This window comes from Reinekea marina, assembly GCF_030409715.1.
In the GTDB taxonomy this organism is placed as follows: Bacteria; Pseudomonadota; Gammaproteobacteria; order Pseudomonadales; family Natronospirillaceae; genus Reinekea; species Reinekea marina.
In genome coordinates, this window is the sequence record NZ_JAUFQI010000001.1 from 2515821 (window position 1) to 2535750 (window position 19930).

The 19930-nt window shown below is 44.1% G+C and carries 17 protein-coding genes and 1 pseudogene; 4 read left to right on the top strand and 14 right to left on the bottom strand.

Annotated elements, in window-relative coordinates; translation table 11 throughout:
• Positions 1–76 precede the first annotated feature (76 nt).
• The 3 genes and pseudogenes from QWZ13_RS13585 to QWZ13_RS13595 all read left to right on the top strand — a co-directional run bounded on the left by QWZ13_RS13585 (position 77) and on the right by QWZ13_RS13595 (position 3865).
• Positions 77–1348 (top strand): O-acetylhomoserine aminocarboxypropyltransferase/cysteine synthase family protein, encoded by a 1272-nt coding sequence (locus QWZ13_RS13585; RefSeq protein ID WP_290282244.1) that lies wholly within the window; start codon positions 77–79, stop codon positions 1346–1348.
• A 133-nt stretch (positions 1349–1481) separates the two neighbouring features.
• Positions 1482–2786, top strand: coding sequence for an MFS transporter (locus tag QWZ13_RS13590; protein WP_290282245.1), 1305 nt, complete (start codon positions 1482–1484; stop codon positions 2784–2786).
• A gap of 60 nt (positions 2787–2846) precedes the next feature.
• Positions 2847–3865, top strand: a pseudogene (locus QWZ13_RS13595) (S66 family peptidase).
• Here QWZ13_RS13595 and QWZ13_RS13600 read toward each other — a convergent pair.
• From QWZ13_RS13600 to uppS, 13 genes are all read right to left on the bottom strand, one after another.
• Positions 3862–4467 (bottom strand): HAD family hydrolase, encoded by a 606-nt coding sequence (locus QWZ13_RS13600; protein ID WP_290282246.1) that lies wholly within the window; start codon positions 4465–4467, stop codon positions 3862–3864. The pseudogene QWZ13_RS13595 and the gene QWZ13_RS13600 overlap by 4 nt on opposite strands.
• A gap of 5 nt (positions 4468–4472) precedes the next feature.
• Positions 4473–7976 (bottom strand): DNA polymerase III subunit alpha, encoded by a 3504-nt coding sequence (dnaE, locus tag QWZ13_RS13605; RefSeq protein ID WP_290282247.1) that lies wholly within the window; start codon positions 7974–7976, stop codon positions 4473–4475.
• A gap of 12 nt (positions 7977–7988) precedes the next feature.
• Entirely contained in the window at positions 7989–8597 is a 609-nt protein-coding gene (rnhB, locus tag QWZ13_RS13610; protein ID WP_290282248.1) for a ribonuclease HII, read from the bottom strand.
• The gene (lpxB, locus tag QWZ13_RS13615; protein ID WP_290282249.1) at positions 8594–9739 is read right to left on the bottom strand and encodes a lipid-A-disaccharide synthase; all 1146 of its coding nucleotides are present in this window, start codon (positions 9737–9739) and stop codon (positions 8594–8596) included. The genes rnhB and lpxB overlap by 4 nt, the downstream gene beginning before the upstream one ends.
• The gene (gene lpxA, locus QWZ13_RS13620) at positions 9739–10509 is read right to left on the bottom strand and encodes an acyl-ACP--UDP-N-acetylglucosamine O-acyltransferase (RefSeq protein ID WP_290282250.1); all 771 of its coding nucleotides are present in this window, start codon (positions 10507–10509) and stop codon (positions 9739–9741) included. The genes lpxB and lpxA overlap by 1 nt, the downstream gene beginning before the upstream one ends.
• 3 nt (positions 10510–10512) lie before the next feature.
• Complete coding sequence (gene fabZ / locus QWZ13_RS13625; RefSeq protein ID WP_290282252.1) at positions 10513–10965, bottom strand: 3-hydroxyacyl-ACP dehydratase FabZ; 453 nt, start codon at positions 10963–10965, stop codon at positions 10513–10515.
• A 9-nt stretch (positions 10966–10974) separates the two neighbouring features.
• Positions 10975–11976, bottom strand: a complete 1002-nt coding sequence (gene lpxD, locus QWZ13_RS13630; RefSeq protein WP_290282253.1) for a UDP-3-O-(3-hydroxymyristoyl)glucosamine N-acyltransferase — start codon at positions 11974–11976, stop codon at positions 10975–10977.
• Positions 11977–12039: 63 nt separating this feature from the next.
• Entirely contained in the window at positions 12040–12570 is a 531-nt protein-coding gene (locus QWZ13_RS13635; RefSeq protein ID WP_290282255.1) for an OmpH/Skp family outer membrane protein, read from the bottom strand.
• A 22-nt stretch (positions 12571–12592) separates the two neighbouring features.
• Entirely contained in the window at positions 12593–14944 is a 2352-nt protein-coding gene (gene bamA / locus QWZ13_RS13640) for an outer membrane protein assembly factor BamA (RefSeq protein ID WP_290282256.1), read from the bottom strand.
• Between the two features lie 86 nt (positions 14945–15030).
• Positions 15031–16374 carry an RIP metalloprotease RseP gene (gene rseP / locus QWZ13_RS13645; RefSeq protein WP_290282257.1) on the bottom strand — a complete coding sequence of 448 codons (1344 nt, stop codon included), beginning with the start codon at positions 16372–16374 and terminating at the stop codon, positions 15031–15033.
• A 2-nt stretch (positions 16375–16376) separates the two neighbouring features.
• On the bottom strand, positions 16377–17552 hold the full coding sequence (ispC, locus tag QWZ13_RS13650) for a 1-deoxy-D-xylulose-5-phosphate reductoisomerase (protein ID WP_290282258.1): 1176 nt from the start codon (positions 17550–17552) through the stop codon (positions 16377–16379).
• On the bottom strand, positions 17553–18380 hold the full coding sequence (locus QWZ13_RS13655; protein ID WP_290282259.1) for a phosphatidate cytidylyltransferase: 828 nt from the start codon (positions 18378–18380) through the stop codon (positions 17553–17555). It abuts the gene before it with no gap.
• A gap of 2 nt (positions 18381–18382) precedes the next feature.
• Positions 18383–19129: an undecaprenyl pyrophosphate synthase gene (gene uppS, locus QWZ13_RS13660; RefSeq protein ID WP_290282260.1), complete on the bottom strand. Its 747-nt coding sequence runs from the start codon at positions 19127–19129 to the stop codon at positions 18383–18385.
• On the opposite strand from uppS, the gene QWZ13_RS13665 reads away from it, so the two are divergent.
• Entirely contained in the window at positions 19113–19244 is a 132-nt protein-coding gene (locus tag QWZ13_RS13665; protein ID WP_290282261.1) for a hypothetical protein, read from the top strand. The two genes, uppS and QWZ13_RS13665, sit on opposite strands and share 17 nt — an antisense overlap.
• Before the next feature lie 5 nt (positions 19245–19249).
• On the opposite strand, the gene frr is transcribed toward QWZ13_RS13665, so the two are convergent.
• A complete protein-coding gene (frr, locus tag QWZ13_RS13670) occupies positions 19250–19807 on the bottom strand; it encodes a ribosome recycling factor (protein WP_215998807.1) in 558 nt (185 codons plus the stop codon).
• Positions 19808–19930: the final 123 nt, after the last annotated feature.

The window sequence follows — 19930 nt, forward strand, 5'->3', positions numbered from 1 at the left end:
TTTTGACTTGATAGGTTATATGGCAGAATCGATGCTGTAGATGTTTATCACTCACCTGTTTACGATAGGAGAACACATGAAATTAGAGTCAATTGCTTTACACGAAGGGTATACCCCTGAAGAAACGACAAAATCTGCAGCGGTTCCTATATACCAAACCACTTCCTACACATTCGATGACACTCAGCACGGCGCAGATCTATTTGATTTGAAAGTAGCCGGTAATATTTATACTCGTATCATGAACCCAACAACCGATGTGCTAGAAAAGCGAATTGCCGCAATGGAAGGTGGTATCGGTGCAGTAGCTGTGTCTTCTGGCATGGCAGCCATTACATACGCGATCCAGTGTATTTGTGAAGCAGGTGATAATATTTTAAGTACTAGCCAGCTTTATGGGGGTACCTACAACCTGTTCGCTCATGCCTTCCCAAGACAAGGCATTGAAACACGCATGATTTCTCACGATGATTTCGACGGCTTTGAAAAGGCGATCGACGATAAGACCAAAGCTATTTTTTGTGAGTCTATCGGTAACCCTGCGGGCAACATTGTCGATATTGTTCGTTTATCAGAAATAGCTAGAAAGCACGGCATCCCTTTAATCGTTGATAATACCGTTGCGACTCCGTACTTGTGCCGCCCCTTCGAATTAGGTGCCGACATTGTTGTTCACTCGCTCACCAAATACATTGGTGGTCACGGTACGTCTATTGGCGGTGCCATTGTAGACTCGGGCAAATTTGACTGGGCTAAACACAAAGAACGCTTCGCTGTTTTAAACGAGCCAGACCCTGCGTACCACGGCGTTGTGTACACTGAAGCCTTAGGCGAAGCAGCCTATATTGGCCGTTGCCGAGTAGGTCCACTGCGTAATACCGGTGCCGCTATTTCACCCATGAACTCTTTCCAAATTCTTCAAGGTTTAGAAACGCTTGGATTGCGCATGGATCGCCATTGCGAAAACGCTGAGAAGCTTGCCGATTACCTACAAAAGCACGAAAAAGTTGAGTGGGTAAATTACGCAGCCTTACCCGATAGCCCATACAATACCGCTTGCCAAAAAATCACCTCAGGTAAAGCTTCTGGCGTTTTAAGCTTTGGTATTAAAGGTGGCATTGAAGCGGGCACTAAGTTCATTGATGCGTTACAGATGATCTTACGCTTAGTAAACATAGGTGATGCTAAATCATTAGCCTGCCACCCTGCTTCGACCACGCACCGACAGTTAAACGAAGAAGAACTTGCCGCGGCCGGTGTAAGCTCAGACTTAATCCGAATTTCAGTAGGTATTGAGCACATTGACGACATTATTGCCGATGTAAGCCAAGCGCTAGAGAAAGCTTAATTTATTACACATTATTGTGTTAACTTAGCGTTATTATAAATAGTTAAACTGAGTTAAATCGGTTTAACTATTTTTTGATTAAAATTTAGGAGAATGTACTCAAAACTGAGTCAAATTAAGTAAGTACTTCTTATTGTCTTTAAAATCAAAACAAAGAGCCGTAATGTCACGTCAAAAGAAATCAATGTCGGAAGCAACAACCAAGAACATTTGGAAAAATAGCAACTTTATATCCATTTTTGGTGCACATACGGTTTCTTCATTTGGTTCTGTTGTTACTCGCGATGCCATCCCGTTCATAGCGGTCTTATTCTTAGCAGCCCAACCTTTGAATATGTCTATACTTGCTCTTGCAGGTGTCATTCCCATTTTATTAGTGGCATTACCCGGTGGCGTACTCATTGATCGGCTGCCACGCATTCCAATCATGTTACTTGCCGATATTGCACGAGCGGGCTTGGTGCTACTTATTCCCATTGCTTGGTTTTTTGATTTTTTAACACTTTGGGTGCTAGCTGGGGTTATTTTCCTTACGACAATTTTTAGTGTTCTTTTTGATGTTGCGAATCAGTCGGTATTACCTGAATACGTTGAGAAAGATGAATTACTGTCGGCAAATGGCAAACTTTCAAGTGCGGATACCGCTGCGGAAGTGACCGCTTCTAGCCTAACAGGTTGGCTGGTTCAAACCTTGGGTGGTCCTATCGTCTTATTGTTAGATTCTGCTTCCTATCTAATGTCAGCTGCATTTATTTTACGTATTAAACAACCAGCACATAAAGCAGAAGCACTTGATCAAGATCAAGCTCGGCCAAAACAAACCTTTATTCAAGATATGCAATCAGGATTCAAGATTTATGCTCAAAATAGACAACTAAAAATATACCTTATTACTTCGGCCACACAGGCATTTTTCGGCGCGTTCATGGGTGCGTTATATGTCTTTCATTTGCTAAATACGCTGAGTATTTCTGCATCGATAACGGGCTTGCTAATCGCAGTGGGGGGTATTGGCGGGTTGCTGGGTTCTGTTCTCTCTGAAAAAATCTCAAACAGGCTGGGGGCAAACAGAGTAATGTTCTACTCCATATTTTTAAGGTCTTTCACCATATTACTGCTACCTCTCAGCGTTTTGTTATCCCCTATTTTAGTCATTATTGCACTCATCGTTGACCAGGTACTGGGTGATTTTCTCTTTGTTCAATACCATATTAATGAGCGAACAAAACGCCAACAAATTGCAGAGGTTCATGAGTTAGGTCGTGTGAATTCAACGGCACATTTTACTAGCACAGCGGCTTTTTCATTGGGCTTGTTGGCTGCCGGGGTTATTGGTGAATTTTCGAGTACAACTGTAGCGTTAATTATTGCGGCTAGTGGAATATTTGCTTTATCTATATTTTTTAAGGTAAGTTATTTAAATAGGTGTGCTAATTAAACCTGCCTGCACTCTTTTAGGACAAGTACTTATTATCCTAATGACCGTCAAGGACAATTCGTGATATTCCCGACTCCATTAAAGCCTGGCGACAGTATTGGTTTCTTTACCCCGTCTTCACCTGCAACCGTATTTGCTCCAAACCGTTTTCAACGGGCAAAAGAATTTCTTCTTGGTAAAGGCTTTACCTTAGTCGAAGGCAGTTTAACGGATAAGTCAGATTTCTACCGTTCTGGTTCAATTCAAGAGCGCGCCGATGAGCTGAACAGTTTAATTCGTGACCCAAAAGTACGTTGTATAATGTCGACGATAGGCGGCAGTAATAGTAATGCACTCCTCCCTTATATTGATTACGAAGCGCTGCGAGAAGACCCCAACATAATTATTGGCTATTCCGATGTCACCGCCATTTTATTAGGTATTTACGCCCAAACAGGGCTAATTACCTTTTACGGACCTGCTCTGGTGGCTTCGTTTGGTGAATACCCGCCTTTGGTCGATGAAACCTATCAATCGTTTATTGATCTATTAACAATACAATCCGACAGCTATCACTATTCTATGCCTGAAGCGTGGACGGATGTAAAAATTGATTGGGAAGCTCAACAAGCCGCAAAGCCGGTTTATTCTAATGAATGGGAGTTCAAAGGGACTGGGAATGTAACCGGCCGCATTATAGGTGGTAACTTAAACACCATGGCAGGAATCTGGGGAAGTAAATATATGCCTGAGATCCAAGCTGGCGACATTCTATTAATTGAAGATTCATTAAAAAGCATTGAAAACGTAGAGTGTTCATTTGCACACTTAAAAACATGCGGCGTATTCGACCGCATTTCGCTATCGTGTTAGGCAAACATAAACTCTTCGATGATAAAGGCTCAAATCGCACACTTCTCGATGTGCTTTTAGAGGTACTCAACGGGCAAATGATCCCCATTCTAAATGGCTTCGACAGCTGTCATACTCACCCTATGCTTGCGACGCCTTTAGGTCTGCAATGCACGATAGATTTTGGTGAGGATAGAATATCTTTGGTAAGCCCTTGGTTGACTCAAAGTAAGTTAGTAATTAGTTAGCTAAAATGTTCGTTAATAAACTCAAGGGTATCGGAAGTAGTACAATGTTGTACGCTGTCGATACCCAAACTCTGAGCGGCGGTTACATTTGCTAGGCTATCATCAATAAATACAGCTTGCTCGATTAACGTGTCAACTATGCTCAAGGTTTTTGAAAAAAACTCCAAACTCGGTTTAGCAACCCCAATCTCAGACGAGTTGATTACAACGTCGAAGGCATTCTTAAGTTTTGCTTTAGCTAAATCAGAGGGTAAGCGGCTAGTGGCGTTGGTTACTAGCACTATTTTTGCGCTGGGGGCTCGGGCTTTTAGTTGCGCTAAGAAGTCATAATCTATTTTAAACTTTGCATTACTCCAAAAAGCAACCAATTGCTTTGCAACCTGTTGGTTGTGCAATTGGCTTAACTTAGTTTCAACGTGACCTTGCCATTGCTCGTGGCTAACCTGCCCAGTGATAGCGGGCATTAGCAATTTGCTATCAAAAGCAACCGAAGCCAAGGTCCCCGGCGCTAATCCTAATGCATCTTCTTTTTGATTGATGTCCTCGTTAGACCAATGGCGAATCACTCCATCAAAATCAATTAAAATAGTGTTTTTCGCCATATCACCTAGTACCTAAACTTATAACCAGACTCACTGAAATCTTGTTTCAACTGATGCAGGACTTCATCTTGTAAGTGAATGCGATGCTTATCGTTTAATTTAATCAAACCGTTCGAGGTTTCATTTTGGTAGTTGACCCAAACAGAACAACCTTGATCTTCTGGCAAATCACTTTTAACCAAAGTCTTTAGTTTTTTCATAAACTCCGGAGCTTGGTCTGCCGTTGTTTTAAACTCAATACCTTTAATTAGGGCTTGCCGTGCATCCACCAATGTATAAACGCGTTGCGCTCGAATTCTTGGCCGGTCGTTATAATCATCCCAACCAAGTTCAGCTTCTACCACCACTACGGTATCGGGTACTAGAACATCTTTAAATTGCGCATACAACTCACCGAATAAAGTCATCTCAACACGGCCGGTACGGTCATCTAACGTTACGATACCCATAGTATCGCCCTTTTGAGTTTGGCGCGTTCGCACACCCATTACAAGACCGGCTACAGTTTTGATATTGCCACGACGAGCACGTTTAAGTTCTTCGGCCGAACCATCAAGTTCACCTAATCTTAGCGATACAACTTGTTTTACTTCATCTTCAAACTCATCAATCGGGTGGCCCGTTAGGTAGAGACCTAACGTATCTTTTTCACCGGCTAAACGAACTTTCAACGGTGCATCTTGAACCTTCAGGTAGGGTTCATACACATCCGCTTCAACTTCTGCTTGAATCTCGCCGAATAAATCCATCATACCCGCGGCCGCATTAGCCGCGCTTTGATCGGCCGTTTTAATGGCATCGGGCATTGCGGCCAACATTACTGAGCGGTTTGGACCAATGTTATCTAATGCACCCGCTTTAATGAGCGCTTCGATGGCGCGCTTGTTTACTTTTTTGCTGTCGATACGCTGACAAAAATCAAATATATCTGTGAACGGTGCGCCACTATTTCGCGCAGCAACAATAGCCTCTACAGGCCCCTCGCCTACGCCTTTAATAGCCCCTAAACCATAAATTATTTGATCGTTCTCGTTGACCGTAAAATAATATGCGCCGGCATTAACATCAGGGGGCAACACATCAATATTCATTTCGCGGCAATCTTCAATAAAGATCACCACCTTTTCAGTGTTTTGCAATTCCGATGACATGGTGGCCGCTAAAAACGCGGCTGGGTAATGTGTTTTTAACCATAATGTTTGATAAGCCACTAATGCATAGGCGGCCGAATGCGATTTGTTAAAACCGTAACCTGCGAACTTTTCAACTAAGTCGAATATCTTCATGGCGAGATCGCCATCGACGCCATTTTCAATGGCACCCTGTTTAAAGATAGAGCGCTGCTTTTCCATCTCTTCTGGTTTTTTCTTACCCATGGCTCGGCGTAGCATGTCAGCGCCACCTAGGGTATATCCCGCCAGTACCTGAGCAATTTGCATGACCTGCTCTTGATACAAAATAATGCCATAGGTTGGCGTTAAAATTTCTTTCAGCGATTCATGCTGATACTGCGAATCTGGGTAAGAAACTTCTTCTCGGCCGTGCTTACGGTTAATAAAGTTATCTACCATGCCCGATTGCAAAGGACCGGGTCTAAACAAGGCCACTAATGCAATCATGTCTTCTAAACAGTCCGGCTGTAACCGTGCGATTAGGTCTTTCATACCACGAGATTCCAGCTGGAATACTGCGGTGGTTTTAACATCCATTAATAGCTGGTAAGAGGGCTCATCGTCTAGCGGTATGGTGGCAATATCAATTGGTTCTTTGCCTTCGGCTTCTAACCTAGGGTTAATAATTTTCAATGCCCAATCAATAATTGTCAGGGTACGTAACCCTAAGAAGTCAAACTTTACCAAGCCAGCCGATTCAACATCGTTTTTATCAAACTGAGTTACCAAACCTGCACCATCTTCATCGCACAAAAGCGGCGAAAAGTCGGTTAGTTTCGTCGGTGCTATTACAACGCCCCCGGCATGTTTACCCGTTTGTCGTGTTATGCCTTCGAGCTTCAACGCCATTTCCCAAATTTCGTTGGCTTCTTCGTCGTCGGCTATAAATTCTTTTAGCTCCGCCACTTCATCAATGGCTTTGCCTAATGTCATGCCTGGATCGGGCGGGATCAGCTTTGATAAGCGATCTGCCAAGCCATAAGACTTACCTTGCACTCGAGCCACATCACGCACTACGGCTTTTGCCGCAAGCGTACCGAAGGTCACAATCTGTGATACAGCCTGCCGCCCATAGGTATCGGCCACGTATTGAATAACACGGTCTCGCCCATCCATGCAAAAGTCAACATCAAAATCGGGCATGGAGACACGTTCTGGGTTTAAGAATCGCTCAAACAGCAAATCGTATTCTAGTGGGTCTAAGTCGGTAATATCCAACACATAGGCGACCAGTGAGCCTGCACCCGAACCTCGACCCGGCCCAACCGGCACGCCGTTTTCTTTACCCCAACGAATAAAGTCCATTACGATAAGAAAGTAACCTGGGAACCCCATTTGAATAATGATGTCGAGTTCAAACTCTAAGCGGTCAACATAAACTTGATGACGCTCTTTATAGTCGTCCGCATCTTTATCAAGAATACCCTTAAGACGGTTTTCTAAGCCTTCAAAACTCAACTTGCGGAAATAATCATCCATTGTTGTGCCTTCTGGCACAGGAAAGTCGGGTAGAAAGTACTCTCCAAGTTTTACAGTAGTTGAGCAACGCATCGCAATGTGCAAACTGTTGGAGATAGCTTCAGGAATGTCAGCAAACAGTGCGTTCATATCGTCACTGCTTTTTAAATATTGCTCTTCGGAATAGCGGCGAGTACGTTTTGGGTCATCGATTACGACACCTTCGTTGATGCAAACTCGGGCTTCATGCGCATCGAAATCTTCCTTATTTAAAAACATGACATCATTGGTTGCCACAACTGGAATAGCCAGTTTTTTTGCTATGACTACACTGGCTTTTACAACGAGTTCGTCTTGATCACGCTCGGTACGTTGCAGTTCTAAATAATAACGATCACCGAACACTCCTTGCCACTGTTCTGCCAAGGCTTGCGCTTGCTCTGAATTACCTCTTCGAATCGCTTGACCCACATCACCAGATCGCGCGCCAGACAATACGATTAAGCCTTGGTTTTTCTCTATCAGCCACTCAGGCTTAACCACCGCTCTATCATGATGTTGGTTTTCTTGGTACGCCGCTGAAATTAACTCTGTTAAATTTCGATACCCTTTATCGTTTGCCGCCAAAACAGGCATTAAAAAAGGTTGCTTAGGGTCATTTGGATTCTCTAACCATAAATCAGCACCCAAAATTGGTTTAATTCCCGCGCCCAATGCGGCGTTATAGAATTTAACTAAACCGAAAAAGTTTGTAATATCGGTAATGGCAATCGCTGGCATGCCAGACTGTTCGGCCTCTTTGATTAACGGCTTAACCCGTACAATTCCATCGACCAATGAGTATTCGGTATGAACTCTTAAATGTACAAATTGACTCATAATGACAAACTTTTAACTCGTTAATTCCAGTTGATTTCGGATCGGTGCAAAACTTCTTCGATGCTCATCGATCACGCCAAATTTTTTAATGGCTGCTAAATGCTGTACAGTCCCATAACCTTTGTGCTGATTAAAACCATATTGAGGGTGTCGCTGATGGAGCTCTACAAGCTCTTGATCTCGCGTAACTTTGGCCAATATTGAGGCGGCTGAAATGGCCGCGATTTTACCATCGCCTTTGACAATTGCTTCTGCTGGGCACGGCAAGCCTTTCGGAATTTTGTTTCCGTCAATTTGGCAAAAATCAGGCTTCAAGGTTAACCCATTCACCGCTCGTGCCATCGCCAACAACGTAGCCTGCAATATATTTAATTCATCTATTTCGTTTACCGATGCCCGTGCAATGCAATAACAAAGTGCTTTTTCTTTAATTTCTTCAGCTAAGGCTTGACGGTTTTTTTCAGAAAGCTTTTTAGAATCATTTAAGCCAACAATAGGCTTGTTTTCATCCAAAATGACCGCGGCCGTAACAACATCACCGGCTAAAGGTCCACGTCCTACTTCATCTACACCGGCTATTATTTGGGCGGAGTTAGCAAAGTCGAAATCTGATTGATTCATTTTTTTATCAAACTCATCACAGCGGCTGCCGCTTGATCATCAGCATTTAGTGCTAACTGGTCATGCCAATAGCAGGCTTTTTTTAGAAACTCAGCCCGTTGGGTTGAATCTGTCAGTGCGGCAATAACATCGCTTTTTAATTGCTCAACCGTTGCTTGTTCTTGCAATCGCTCGGGAATCCAATCATCTTGCTCTAGGATATTCGGAAGTGAGACCCACTTCGTTTTGGCCAGTGATGATATTATTTTAAAACTGACAGCACTCATTTTATAAGCTACGACCATGGGCTTTTTTAATAACATGGTTTGCAATGTAGCCGTACCAGAAGCCACTAAAACCGCATCGGCTCGACGTAATGCTTCATCACTTTGTTTTTCAAGAATCTCGACATTAAAATTTAAATTTTGGTTCGCAATAATGGCACGAACTTGCTCTGTTCGAGCGCGATTAGGGGTAGGAATTACCACATTCAATGACCCTAATTCTTGTTTTACGGCCTCGGCTACTTGTAAAAATAGAGTGCCTAACTTTTCTACTTCACTGCTTCTAGAGCCCGGCAGCACTGCGAGTGTTTTTGTAACTTGAGTACTATTTTCAGCCTGTTTTAAAAGCTCAGCCAGCGGCTTTTGCGGTAGCTTATCGGCTAAAGTATGCCCGATAAAAGAAACCGGCACTTGATGTTGACGATAAAAATCGGCTTCAAAAGGTAAAAAGGTTAACATGTGGTTAACGGCTTTTTTTATTTTCTTTATACGCCCTTGCCGCCAGGCCCAAACTGAAGGTGACACATAATGTACGGTGGTAATACCGGCGTTTTTTAAAGCAAGCTCTAAATCCAAATTAAAATCTGGCGCATCGATTCCGATAAATACATCGGGCTGCCAATCTATAACCCATCGACGCAAAGCTTTGCGAATACAGATAAGTTCAAATAATCGGCCGATGACTTCAGAAAAACCCATCACCGATAAACGTTCGATGGGAAACAATGACTGAAACCCGTGGGAAATCATTGATTCACCTCCAATGCCGGCGAACTCAATATTCGGGTGACGCTTTAACAGAGACTCCATCAATCCTGCGCCTAATGTATCTCCACTAGCCTCGCCCGCAACAATAGCTATGCGCAATGGGCGTTCCATTATCGGGCAATGCCTCGTTTAGACGCTTGAATAGATTCAATAAAGACGCGAACTTCAGGGAGTAATGGATCTAGAGATTCAAGCTCAGCTAACGCTTCTTTTAACGTATTGCCTTCACGATAAACAACTTTATAGGCGTGGCGTAAAGCTTTCATAGCCTCTCTTGAAAAACCACGACGCTTAAGCCCTTCCATGTTCATACCATGCGGTGAAGCTGGAAAGCCTTGAACAGTGACATAAGCTGGAATGTCTTTTAACACGGTAGAACCGGTACCTACAAACGCATGTTCACCAATCTGGCAAAACTGATGAATGCCAGAATTACCGCCTAAAATAGCATGATTACCAATAACACAATGGCCAGCTACTTGGGTCGCATTCGCTAAAATACAATGGTTACCAATAATACAATCGTGCGCTACATGGCTGTAGGCCATGAACAAATTATGACTGCCAATACGTGTTTCTTCTGAATCTTGAATGGTACCACGATGCAAGGTGGTAAATTCTCGAATGGTGTTGTCATCGCCAATAATTAAGCGCGTTGGTTCGCCTTTGTATTTTAAATCTTGGCAATCTTCACCCACGCTGGCAAATTGATAAATTCGGTTGCGCTTACCAATTACGGTAGGACCGTTAATCACCACGTGCGGGCTAATAACGCAATCGTCTCCGATTTCAACATGAGCACCAATAACAGTGAATGCCCCTATGGTGACGTTTTCGCCAATTTTTGCGCCCGGATCAATAATGGCCGTCTCATGTATCATGAGTTAAACCTTACGCTCAGCACATAAAATATCGGCACTTGCCACCACTTGACCATCAACAGAGGCCACTCCTGTAACTTTCACCATGCCGCGTCGCGCGGACACAAACGTTACTTCTAAATCTAATCGGTCACCGGGTTTGACTGGGCGCTTAAACTTAACGTTGTCTAGGCCGGCGAATAAGTACAAATATCCATCTGATGGGCGGTTACCCGATGATAAATAGCCGTACACAGCGGTTAACTGCGCTAACGCTTCACAAATTAGCACACCCGGAAATATAGCGTTGTCGGGGAAATGCCCCTGAAACAATTGCTCATTAGCCGAAACATTTTTATACCCTTTAATGCTCTCACCTTCGACATAATCGGTAACGCGATCTAGTAATAAGAAAGGGTAACGGTGTGGAAGCAATTCTTTGATAGCTTCAATACTTAAAGGTAGCTCTATGCTCATAGGTTTTTCCTATTTTAATTTTTTTTCAATCGCGTCAACGCGTTCAAATAAGCTGTCTAGTTTACGAATTCGAGCCACCATTTTACGCCAAAGCCCACTGGCTTGCGCTGGAATACCCGATGAATATAATCCGGCTTCCGTTGTACCTTTGGTGACCATCGCTTGGCCAGTAAAATGGCTGTTATCAGCGATGTTGATATGCCCAGTAAAGCCGCTTTGGCCGCCAGCGGAGCAGTTCGCTCCAACATGGGTGCTGCCAGCTATGCCTATCTGTGCGGCTAAAGCGGTTGCTCGCCCTATTGTGACGTTATGCGCCAAATGTACCAAATTATCAATAATGGCACGGTCTTCAATAACTGTGTCTTCTATTGCGCCGCGATCAATTGTGCAATTAGCACCTATTTCGACATAATGGCCAATTTTAACACGTCCGGTTTGAGCAATGGGTTGCCAGCCTTTACCTTCAGGCAATGGCGCATAGCCAAACCCATTAGACCCAATAACGGTACCGCTTTGAATTAAACAGTGAGTACCCACTTCCACGCGGTGCAGCAATGTTACGTGATGTTGTAGACGGGTAAACTCACCTACTTTTGCGCCTTCGGATACAATACAATGAGCGCCAATGTGCGCATTATCACCCACCTCTGCATCGGCTTCGATTACCGCATAAGCTTCAATTGTAACATCACGGCCAATCTGCGCAGCGTCTGAAACTAAAGCCGTTGGATGAATGTGGCCCGAGCCTTTTGGTGTAAGATCAAATTGATGCGACAAATAAGCATAGGCAAGGTATGGGTCATCGACCACGATTGCAGTAATTGAGCTGGGGCAATTCTCGCGTTCTTTTTCGGTCAGTAAAATGGCACTCGCTTCGCTGCTTTCAAGTAAACGACGATACTTAGCCGACGCTAAAAAGCTGATGCTGCCTGCCTTAGCCTTATCTAAGGGTGCGAATTCATTAATCTCAATCGCTGCAGCTGATTCAGGGACTGAAACAGGTGAAGGCAACGCTTCTAGAAGATGTTTTAATTGCACAATTGGCCCCTGTTGGTAAATCGCACGCCGGTACCTCTATGGCAAAGGCGTGATTTCATTATTTTGGAACAGCTTGTCAAAGCGAGCGATGGCTTCTTCGGTAATATTAGCTATTCCATCTATATATACAACTGTCGACATATCAACAACCAAGTTGTACCCGCGTTCAGCGGCTAGTTCATTGATAAGCTGTTGAACGACATTTTTATACTGATTGACGAAATCATTCCGAGAGTTAGTTTGCTTTTGTTGACCCGCATTAATGGCATTTGAACGGTTTATCAGCAATTGCTGAATCTCTTCTTGCCTTAACGATTGCTCTTCTTCTGTTAAGGTGGCGCCATCAATGGCCAACTTATCTTTTAACGCTGTGACACGTGTTTCAATTTCGCCAATCTGTTTTTTAATGGCTTCTATTTCTGGCTGTAGTGTATTAGTCGCCGCTACAGCCGCTTCAGATTCAAACAATACACGCTGAAAATTTACGACAGCGATCGAGTTTTGGGCCGATGCAAACACAGCACCCAACAATATAAAGCATGTAAATACTAAATGTTTGATCCTCATAAAAGCTCCTTATTGCCTTAGTTTAATAGGAAATACCTATGTTAAAGGAAAAGTTCGTAACGTAATCATCTGGCTTATTATTCAATGGCCATGCGTAGCTGAAACTCAGCGGCGCAATGGGGGTTATCCAAGTAAAGTCAACGCCAGCTGAGTAACGTATTTCATCCCATAGAATACCTGATTCACACCGAGTATTCGTGGTTGCACATTGATCAGTAAACACATTACCGGCATCTATAAACAAAGAGGTACGGTAAGCGTTTTGATTCGACACGATTGGCGTTGGAATAATGAGGCCGACGCCATACTCAACTTTAATATTACCGCCGATCGGACTCGGTTCGGTTAATTCAGTTCCGCTTTCATCTGTTTGTGGCGTACCCAAAGGCCCTAACCCACCTTGCTGATAACCACGCACCGACCGTGAACCACCGGCATAGAAATTTTTATAAAATGGCAACAGTCCAGAATCTCCTAAGCCACCGCCGTAACCAAGATCCGTATGAAAACGTAACGCTAGGTTTTTATCAAAATGGACAAACTGCTGAGCGTTAAAGGTTGAACGGAAGTAGCTCAGATCACCCGGAGGCACCGCCACCTCGATGTTTGCAGACGCAAATCGGCCTTTGTCGGCCTTAATAGAGCCGTTCAGAGTGTTATAGTTCCAGCCAAATTTAGTGGTAACATTCGAGTAGACATCACCATTGGTCTCTCTGAAATCGAGCATCTCTTGCGTTGCTAAAGTATCGCTTAAAAACAATTCTTCATTGGCTAAACCGATGCCATAAGAAACACGTTGGTTTTCAGAAAGTGGGTAACCCAATGTTACACGGCCACCCGCAGCATTTGTGGCGTAAGTACCAAAGGTCGTGTCGCTGTAATCTGAATGCCGGTAATAGAGATCTGCCCCCAAACTGACCCCGTCTAAGGTAAAGTAAGGGTTATCGACCGAGATCGAATAATTTTGTGTGGTTTTATTAGCATTAAGCGTGGCAGAAAAATCTACCCCGCGACCCATAAAGTTAGTTTGCTTTAAAGAAAACTCACCATAAAAGCCAGAGCCACCAGCATAGCCACCGGCAATATTAATTTGCGAGTCTTTAGCTTCGGCAACACGAACGACTAAATCGACTAAATCGGTTCGGCCAGTAATTCTTTGCGTTTGAATAGACACATTTGTGAAATAGCCTAATCGTTCTAGCCGTGCCTTAGACGCCCGAATGTTATTATTAATAACCAATGCGCCCTCTAGCTGCCGCAACTCGCGTCGGATTACTTCGTCATTAGTCGCAATGTTGCCTTGAATTAATATGCGATTAACGTAAACCAAACTGTTCGGCTGCACATTAATCGTCACTTTCACGGTGTTGTTTTCGGTGTTCAGCTCAAAACCATCTCTAACACTCGCAAAGGCGTAGCCTTCTTCACTGAGTAATTCTGTTAGGTTTCGAACCACTAAAGAAACATCTTTACGTGAATAAACCTGCCCCGAGGTTAAGGTTACGGCCTGCTCAAGTTCAGCGCCTAAATGCAGTAAATCACCCGTTAACTCAACGTCTGAAATGCTAAAGATTGGGCCTTCAGTGATATTAAATGCCATTGAAATATCTGATTTATTCTCTGAAATGGACACTTGATTAGAGTCTAACTGGTACGATAAATGTCCGCGGTCAAAGTAAAAGTCTTCTAAACGCTGCTTATCCCCTGCGAGAGCGGCACTGGAATAGTGGTTGCGCTTATTAACGAAGTGCCAAAGGCTAGAACCTGATTTTTGCAACTGCAGAGCACGAGCTAATTCTTCATCGCTGTACAACTCATTTCCTAGAAAATGAATGTAAGCAATTTTGGCTACGGGTCCTTCTTCAATGGCTAGATCGATGTTAACCCGATTACGCGTTAAGGGAGTAACTGTTGATTCGACTACGGCGTTGTATCTACCTTGAACACCGTATTGCTTTTCGAGCTCTAGCTGAATGTTTTCTAACAACGCGGGGTTGTATATTTCACCTTCGGCTAAGCCGACATCTTTTAACACCGCCTCAAAGCTTTCGGTAGGGATGCTTTTTAAGCCATCGAAAGAAACTTTTTCTATAGCAGGGCGCTCGGTAACCTCGAAAATAAGACGATTGTCTTCGCGACTGAGCTCAACGTTGTAAAAGTAACCTGTTTTATAAGCTTCACGAAGCCAGCGATTAGCGTCTTGCTCTTCTACAACATCGCCTTCTCTAACGGTGAGTACGGATAGAACAGACCCCAAAGAAACACGCTGCAACCCTACTACTTCTATGCCATCAACTTTAAAAGTGGCTGCACCTACGGCCTGAGCAGATAACAAAAAAGCTACAGCCATCAATCGTTTTACACTCAACAACAAACTAACCACCCTATTAATAAACTTGAAAACCGACTAAAAATTTAGCCGGCTATTTTTACTTGATTTGCGCCACTTCGACAGTCTTTTTACATTAATCGACCAATATCATTGAAAAAAGCTAACGCCATTAGAGATATTAAAAGCATCAAGCCAATTTGCATACTGATCATTTGAGCTCGTTCGGATAATTCTTTTTTTCGTACCGCTTCTAATGCATGCATGATTACATGGCCGCCGTCTAAAATGGGCACTGGCAATAAATTCATAATACCTAAGCTAATGCTGATTAAGGCTAAAAAGGCAATGAAAGCTTCAAACCCTGATTCAACAGACGTGCCTGCCATTTGAGCCATGGCAATAGGGCCACCAATTTGCTTCAACGATATTTGCCCACTGACCATTTTCCAAAGCATGCCTAGGCTTAAGCTAACCATATTCTTTGTTTCTAGCGCCCCTTTATACAAGGCTGTCCAAGGCATGTATCGATTAACGATGAGTTGCTCTTCTGGCCAAGCGACCGGTGCGGCTGCAGCGCCAATGTAACCCTGCACTTCACCCTCTACTTCGCGCGCATCGGGAGTTAACAAAAGCTGCTGTGTTCCACCGTTGCGAATAATACCGACAGTCAGTGTTTGCTCAGGGCTGCTTTGTATAATATTAACCCATTGTGACCAGTCTTCTATATCGACACCATTCACTTGAGTGACCTTATCTTTAGCTAAAAGCCCATCTCTTTGTGCTGCACCGCCTTCCAGAAGACCACCAATAATGGCAGGCTGACTCGGATACAAGGGTGTAATGCCTAGGCTTCTTGCCATACGGGGAGATTGTTCACTTGCCAGCCAACGCTGAATGGGTAACGAAACTGGCTGTATTTGACCTTTTCGATCAACTTGCAACTCAATTTGCCCAGACTCACCCACTCGGGATGCCAACGCTAAACTGAGTTCAGAAAAGCCATCAACTGCTTCGCCATCGACGGCAATAATGCGATCGTTCGCCTGTAGGCCGGCTTCTTGAGCTACCGAGCCAGCAATGGGCTCCCCCACAATGGTGGCAACATCTCGAACGCCAATCATGAACATTAACGCGAACGCAACAATGGCAAATAAGAAATTGGCGACAGGACCTGCTAAGGCAATGGCTATTTTTTGCCCTGGCCGCTTAGTATTAAACGCTTGGTCTTTTAAGTTTTCTGGGACATCGCCTTCACGCTCATCAAGCATTTTGACGTAGCCACCTAAGGGAATCCAAGCAACAACAAACTCTGTACCGTGCTTATCTATTTTGCGCCAAATGGGCTGGCCAAAACCAACTGAAAAGCGTAAAACCTTTACACCATTACGCCGAGCAACCCAAAAGTGACCGTACTCATGAATGGTTACTAAAATACCTAACGCTATGATTAAGCCAAAGACAGAATTAAACATAATTACTTGTTCACCTTATTTACAAGCTTTAAGGCTGCAGCTCGAGCTCGCTGATCAACTGACATCAATTGATCCAGTGATTCCACCGCCTCAGTTTTGATCTCGTTAAACACTTGTTCGTTAATTTGGGCAATTTCCATAAAACCAATATGCCTATCTAAAAAGGCAGCCACCGAGATTTCGTTCGCCGCGTTCAATACCGCTGGCTGAATCCCGCCTACATCCATCGCTTCTTCTGCTAAACGTAAGCATGGAAAACGCGTTCTATCGGGTTGATCGAAAGTAAGATTAAGCATTTGATCAAACGCTAAAGCAGGCGAACCGCTGCTGATGCGTTCAGGGTAAGCCAAACCATAAGCAATAGGTGTACGCATATCAGGTGCGCCCATTTGTGATATCACAGATCCATCAACATACCTAACCATGCTGTGAATGACGCTTTGCGGGTGCACAACCACCTCTACCTTACTGGGCGGCACATTAAACAACCAGCACGCTTCTATTAGCTCTAAACCTTTGTTCATCAACGACGCTGAATCTACGGATATTTTTTGTCCCATAGACCAATTAGGGTGCGCGACCGCTTGCTCAGGAGTAACCCCTGCTAGCTGCTCTAAACTAAAGCTTCGAAATGGTCCACCAGATGCGGTTAATAGAATGGATTCGACACCGGCATCGCCTCCCGAAGGGGGCATACATTGAAAAATAGCATTATGCTCGCTGTCTATTGGCAACAATTGCGCATCATTATCGCGCACGGCGTCCATCAATAGTGCTCCGGCCACCACCAAGCTTTCTTTGTTTGCCAAGAGGAGTTTTTTACCGGCTTTAGCCGCGGCTAACGATGATGACAAACCAGCAAAACCGACGATAGCGGCCATAACCGCATCAACCTCACTTGCAGAGGCCACTTCAATAAGCCCTTGTTCGCCTACGCTAATCTCCGTTTTACTGTTAGGGATTAGCGCTTTTAAAGCGTCACGAGCTTGATTATTTGGGACTACGGCTACGGCAGGCTGAAACTCAACAATTTGTTCAGCCAGTAAGGAAATATTTTGAAAACCACTTAACGCAAACACCCTGAACTTGTCAGGGTGCCGTTTAATGACATCAAGGGTACTGCAACCAATACTGCCTGTTGCTCCCAGAACAGTAATGTTTATGGGGTTAGCGTTCATTTAGGCTCCAGCAACAACAAGCCAAAGCAAGACAAACATAGGGGCTGCCGCGCACATGCTGTCTATACGATCTAAAATTCCACCATGCCCAGGTAGCAACGAAGAGCTGTCCTTTATTCCAGAGTTACGCTTCATTAAACTTTCAAGTAAATCGCCCAATACGGAAATGGCAATGACGGCTACCGACAAGGCAATTAACCAAACCCATCGAATCGCGCTCAGCTCTCCTAGAAAAAACAGAGCAATCACAACTGATATAAGTATCGAGGTTGCCATGCCGCCATACACCCCAGCCCAAGTTTTACCAGGGCTGACGTTAGGCGCTAATTTACGGTTACCAAAGAATCGGCCTGCAAAATAGGCTCCTATGTCGGCGCCCCACACCAATAACATAAACCAAGTGAGCAACAGTACAGAGTTGTGCTGCAACTTTAACCACACCAACCCCATCCATAAGCCCGCTAACACAGGAATACCCGCAATAAGGCGAGCCATTTGAGAATTTAACCAGCCTTTATGTTTCGGGTAGCGAATAACCGCAACAAAGGCAAACGCCCACCAAACCAGGGTAGCCAGCACCATGACCGACCAACCTTGATCTGTAACCATGACAAAATAATGCAACCCAAAGAGTACTGCTCCGAGTAACAAACCAACCAAAACACGCGCGCGCATTGAGGTAAAGCCTGATAAATGCGCCCATTCCCACGCGCCTAACATTACAATAATGCCGATAAAGCCACGAAACCAAAGATCAGGTAACCAGTAAATGCCGGCTAACATTAAAGGCGCTAAAACCAGCGCTGTCAGAACACGTTGAAACAACATAGTTAAGGGTTCTCTTTCTGTAATTGTTCGTCGGTCCGCCCAAAACGGCGAATGCGACCGGAAAACGAGTCAAACGCTTTAAACAAAGACTCTTTATTAAAATCGGGCCAGTATTCAGGTGTAAAGTAAAACTCGGTATAAGCCATTTGCCAAAGTAAGAAATTTGAAATTCGTTGCTCGCCGGCGGTTCTAATGCATAAATCTGGCGGCGGCAGATCACCGAGCATTATTTCATCGGTTATGTGCGCATCGGTAATATCTTCAGGCGATAAAGCGCCTTGTTGAACCTTTTTGGCCAGTTTTTGCATGGCTTGCGTTATATCCCAATGACCACCGTAATTAGCCGCGATCGCAAGCGTCATACCGTCGTTTTCTTTGGTTAGCGCTTCGGCCTCTTTTATCGATTTCTGTATCGATTTATTAAATGCCGTGGTATCACCAATGATTCTTAGGCGAATATTATTGCTGGCAAGCTTTTTAACTTCGCGTTTCAATGCCATTAAAAACAAGTCCATGAGCGCATTCACTTCTTCTTGCGGCCGAGCCCAGTTTTCAGAGCTGAACGCATAAAGTGTTAATACCTTCACGCCCGAACGCGCACAATGCTCAACCGTAGTTCGCACAGCTTTAACACCAGCCTTATGGCCCGACACACCACCTAACAACCGTTTTTTGGCCCAACGATTATTGCCATCCATAATGATGGCGACGTGTCTTGGAATTTTTCTATCGGTGTTACTTTCGCTCATTAACTTCTCTTTTTTACCAAACATCCCTGATAAAACGCCTCTTCCTTCGGTTTTTAACCAATTAAATAACACAAAGGCAACATGTCGCCATGCTGCCTCTGAGGAAAGCTACTAAAAAGCCTAAACTTTCATTAACTCAGCTTCTTTTTCTTGCAAATGCTTATCAATTTCAGCAATGGCGGCATTGGTAAGCTTTTGAATCTCTTCTTCTGAACGCTTGCCTTCGTCTTCAGACATTTCTTTCTCTTTCACAAGCTCTTTGATGCTTGAGTTCGCATCACGACGGCCATTACGAACCGATACACGAGCCTTTTCAGCTTCGGCCCGAGCAACTTTAATCATGTCTTTACGAGTTTCCTCAGTCAACATAGGCATCGCGATGCGGATGTTGTTACCGGCTGTTGCTGGGTTTAAGCCTAAATCGCTTTTCATGATCGCCTTTTCAATGGCCGGCACCATGTTTTGCTCCCAAGGCACAACCGACAAGGTGCGGTTATCTTCAATAACAACGTTGGCAACTTGCTTCACTGGCGTCATAGTGCCGTAGTAATCGACCATTACGTTATCCAAAATAGCAGGGTTTGCACGGCCAGTTCGGATTTTATTAAACGCATCATCTAATGCGCCAATCGCTTTTTGGTTGTGAGTATTGGTTTCCTGCTTAATTTCTTCGATCATGAGCTAACGTCCTTAACTGGGTTAATCCACGCTGTTTTTACAGCTATGTTAAATTTTGCAGGCATTATACACACAAATTTCGAATTATTCCGCAACTCTCACCTGCATCTTTGATCAGTTTCA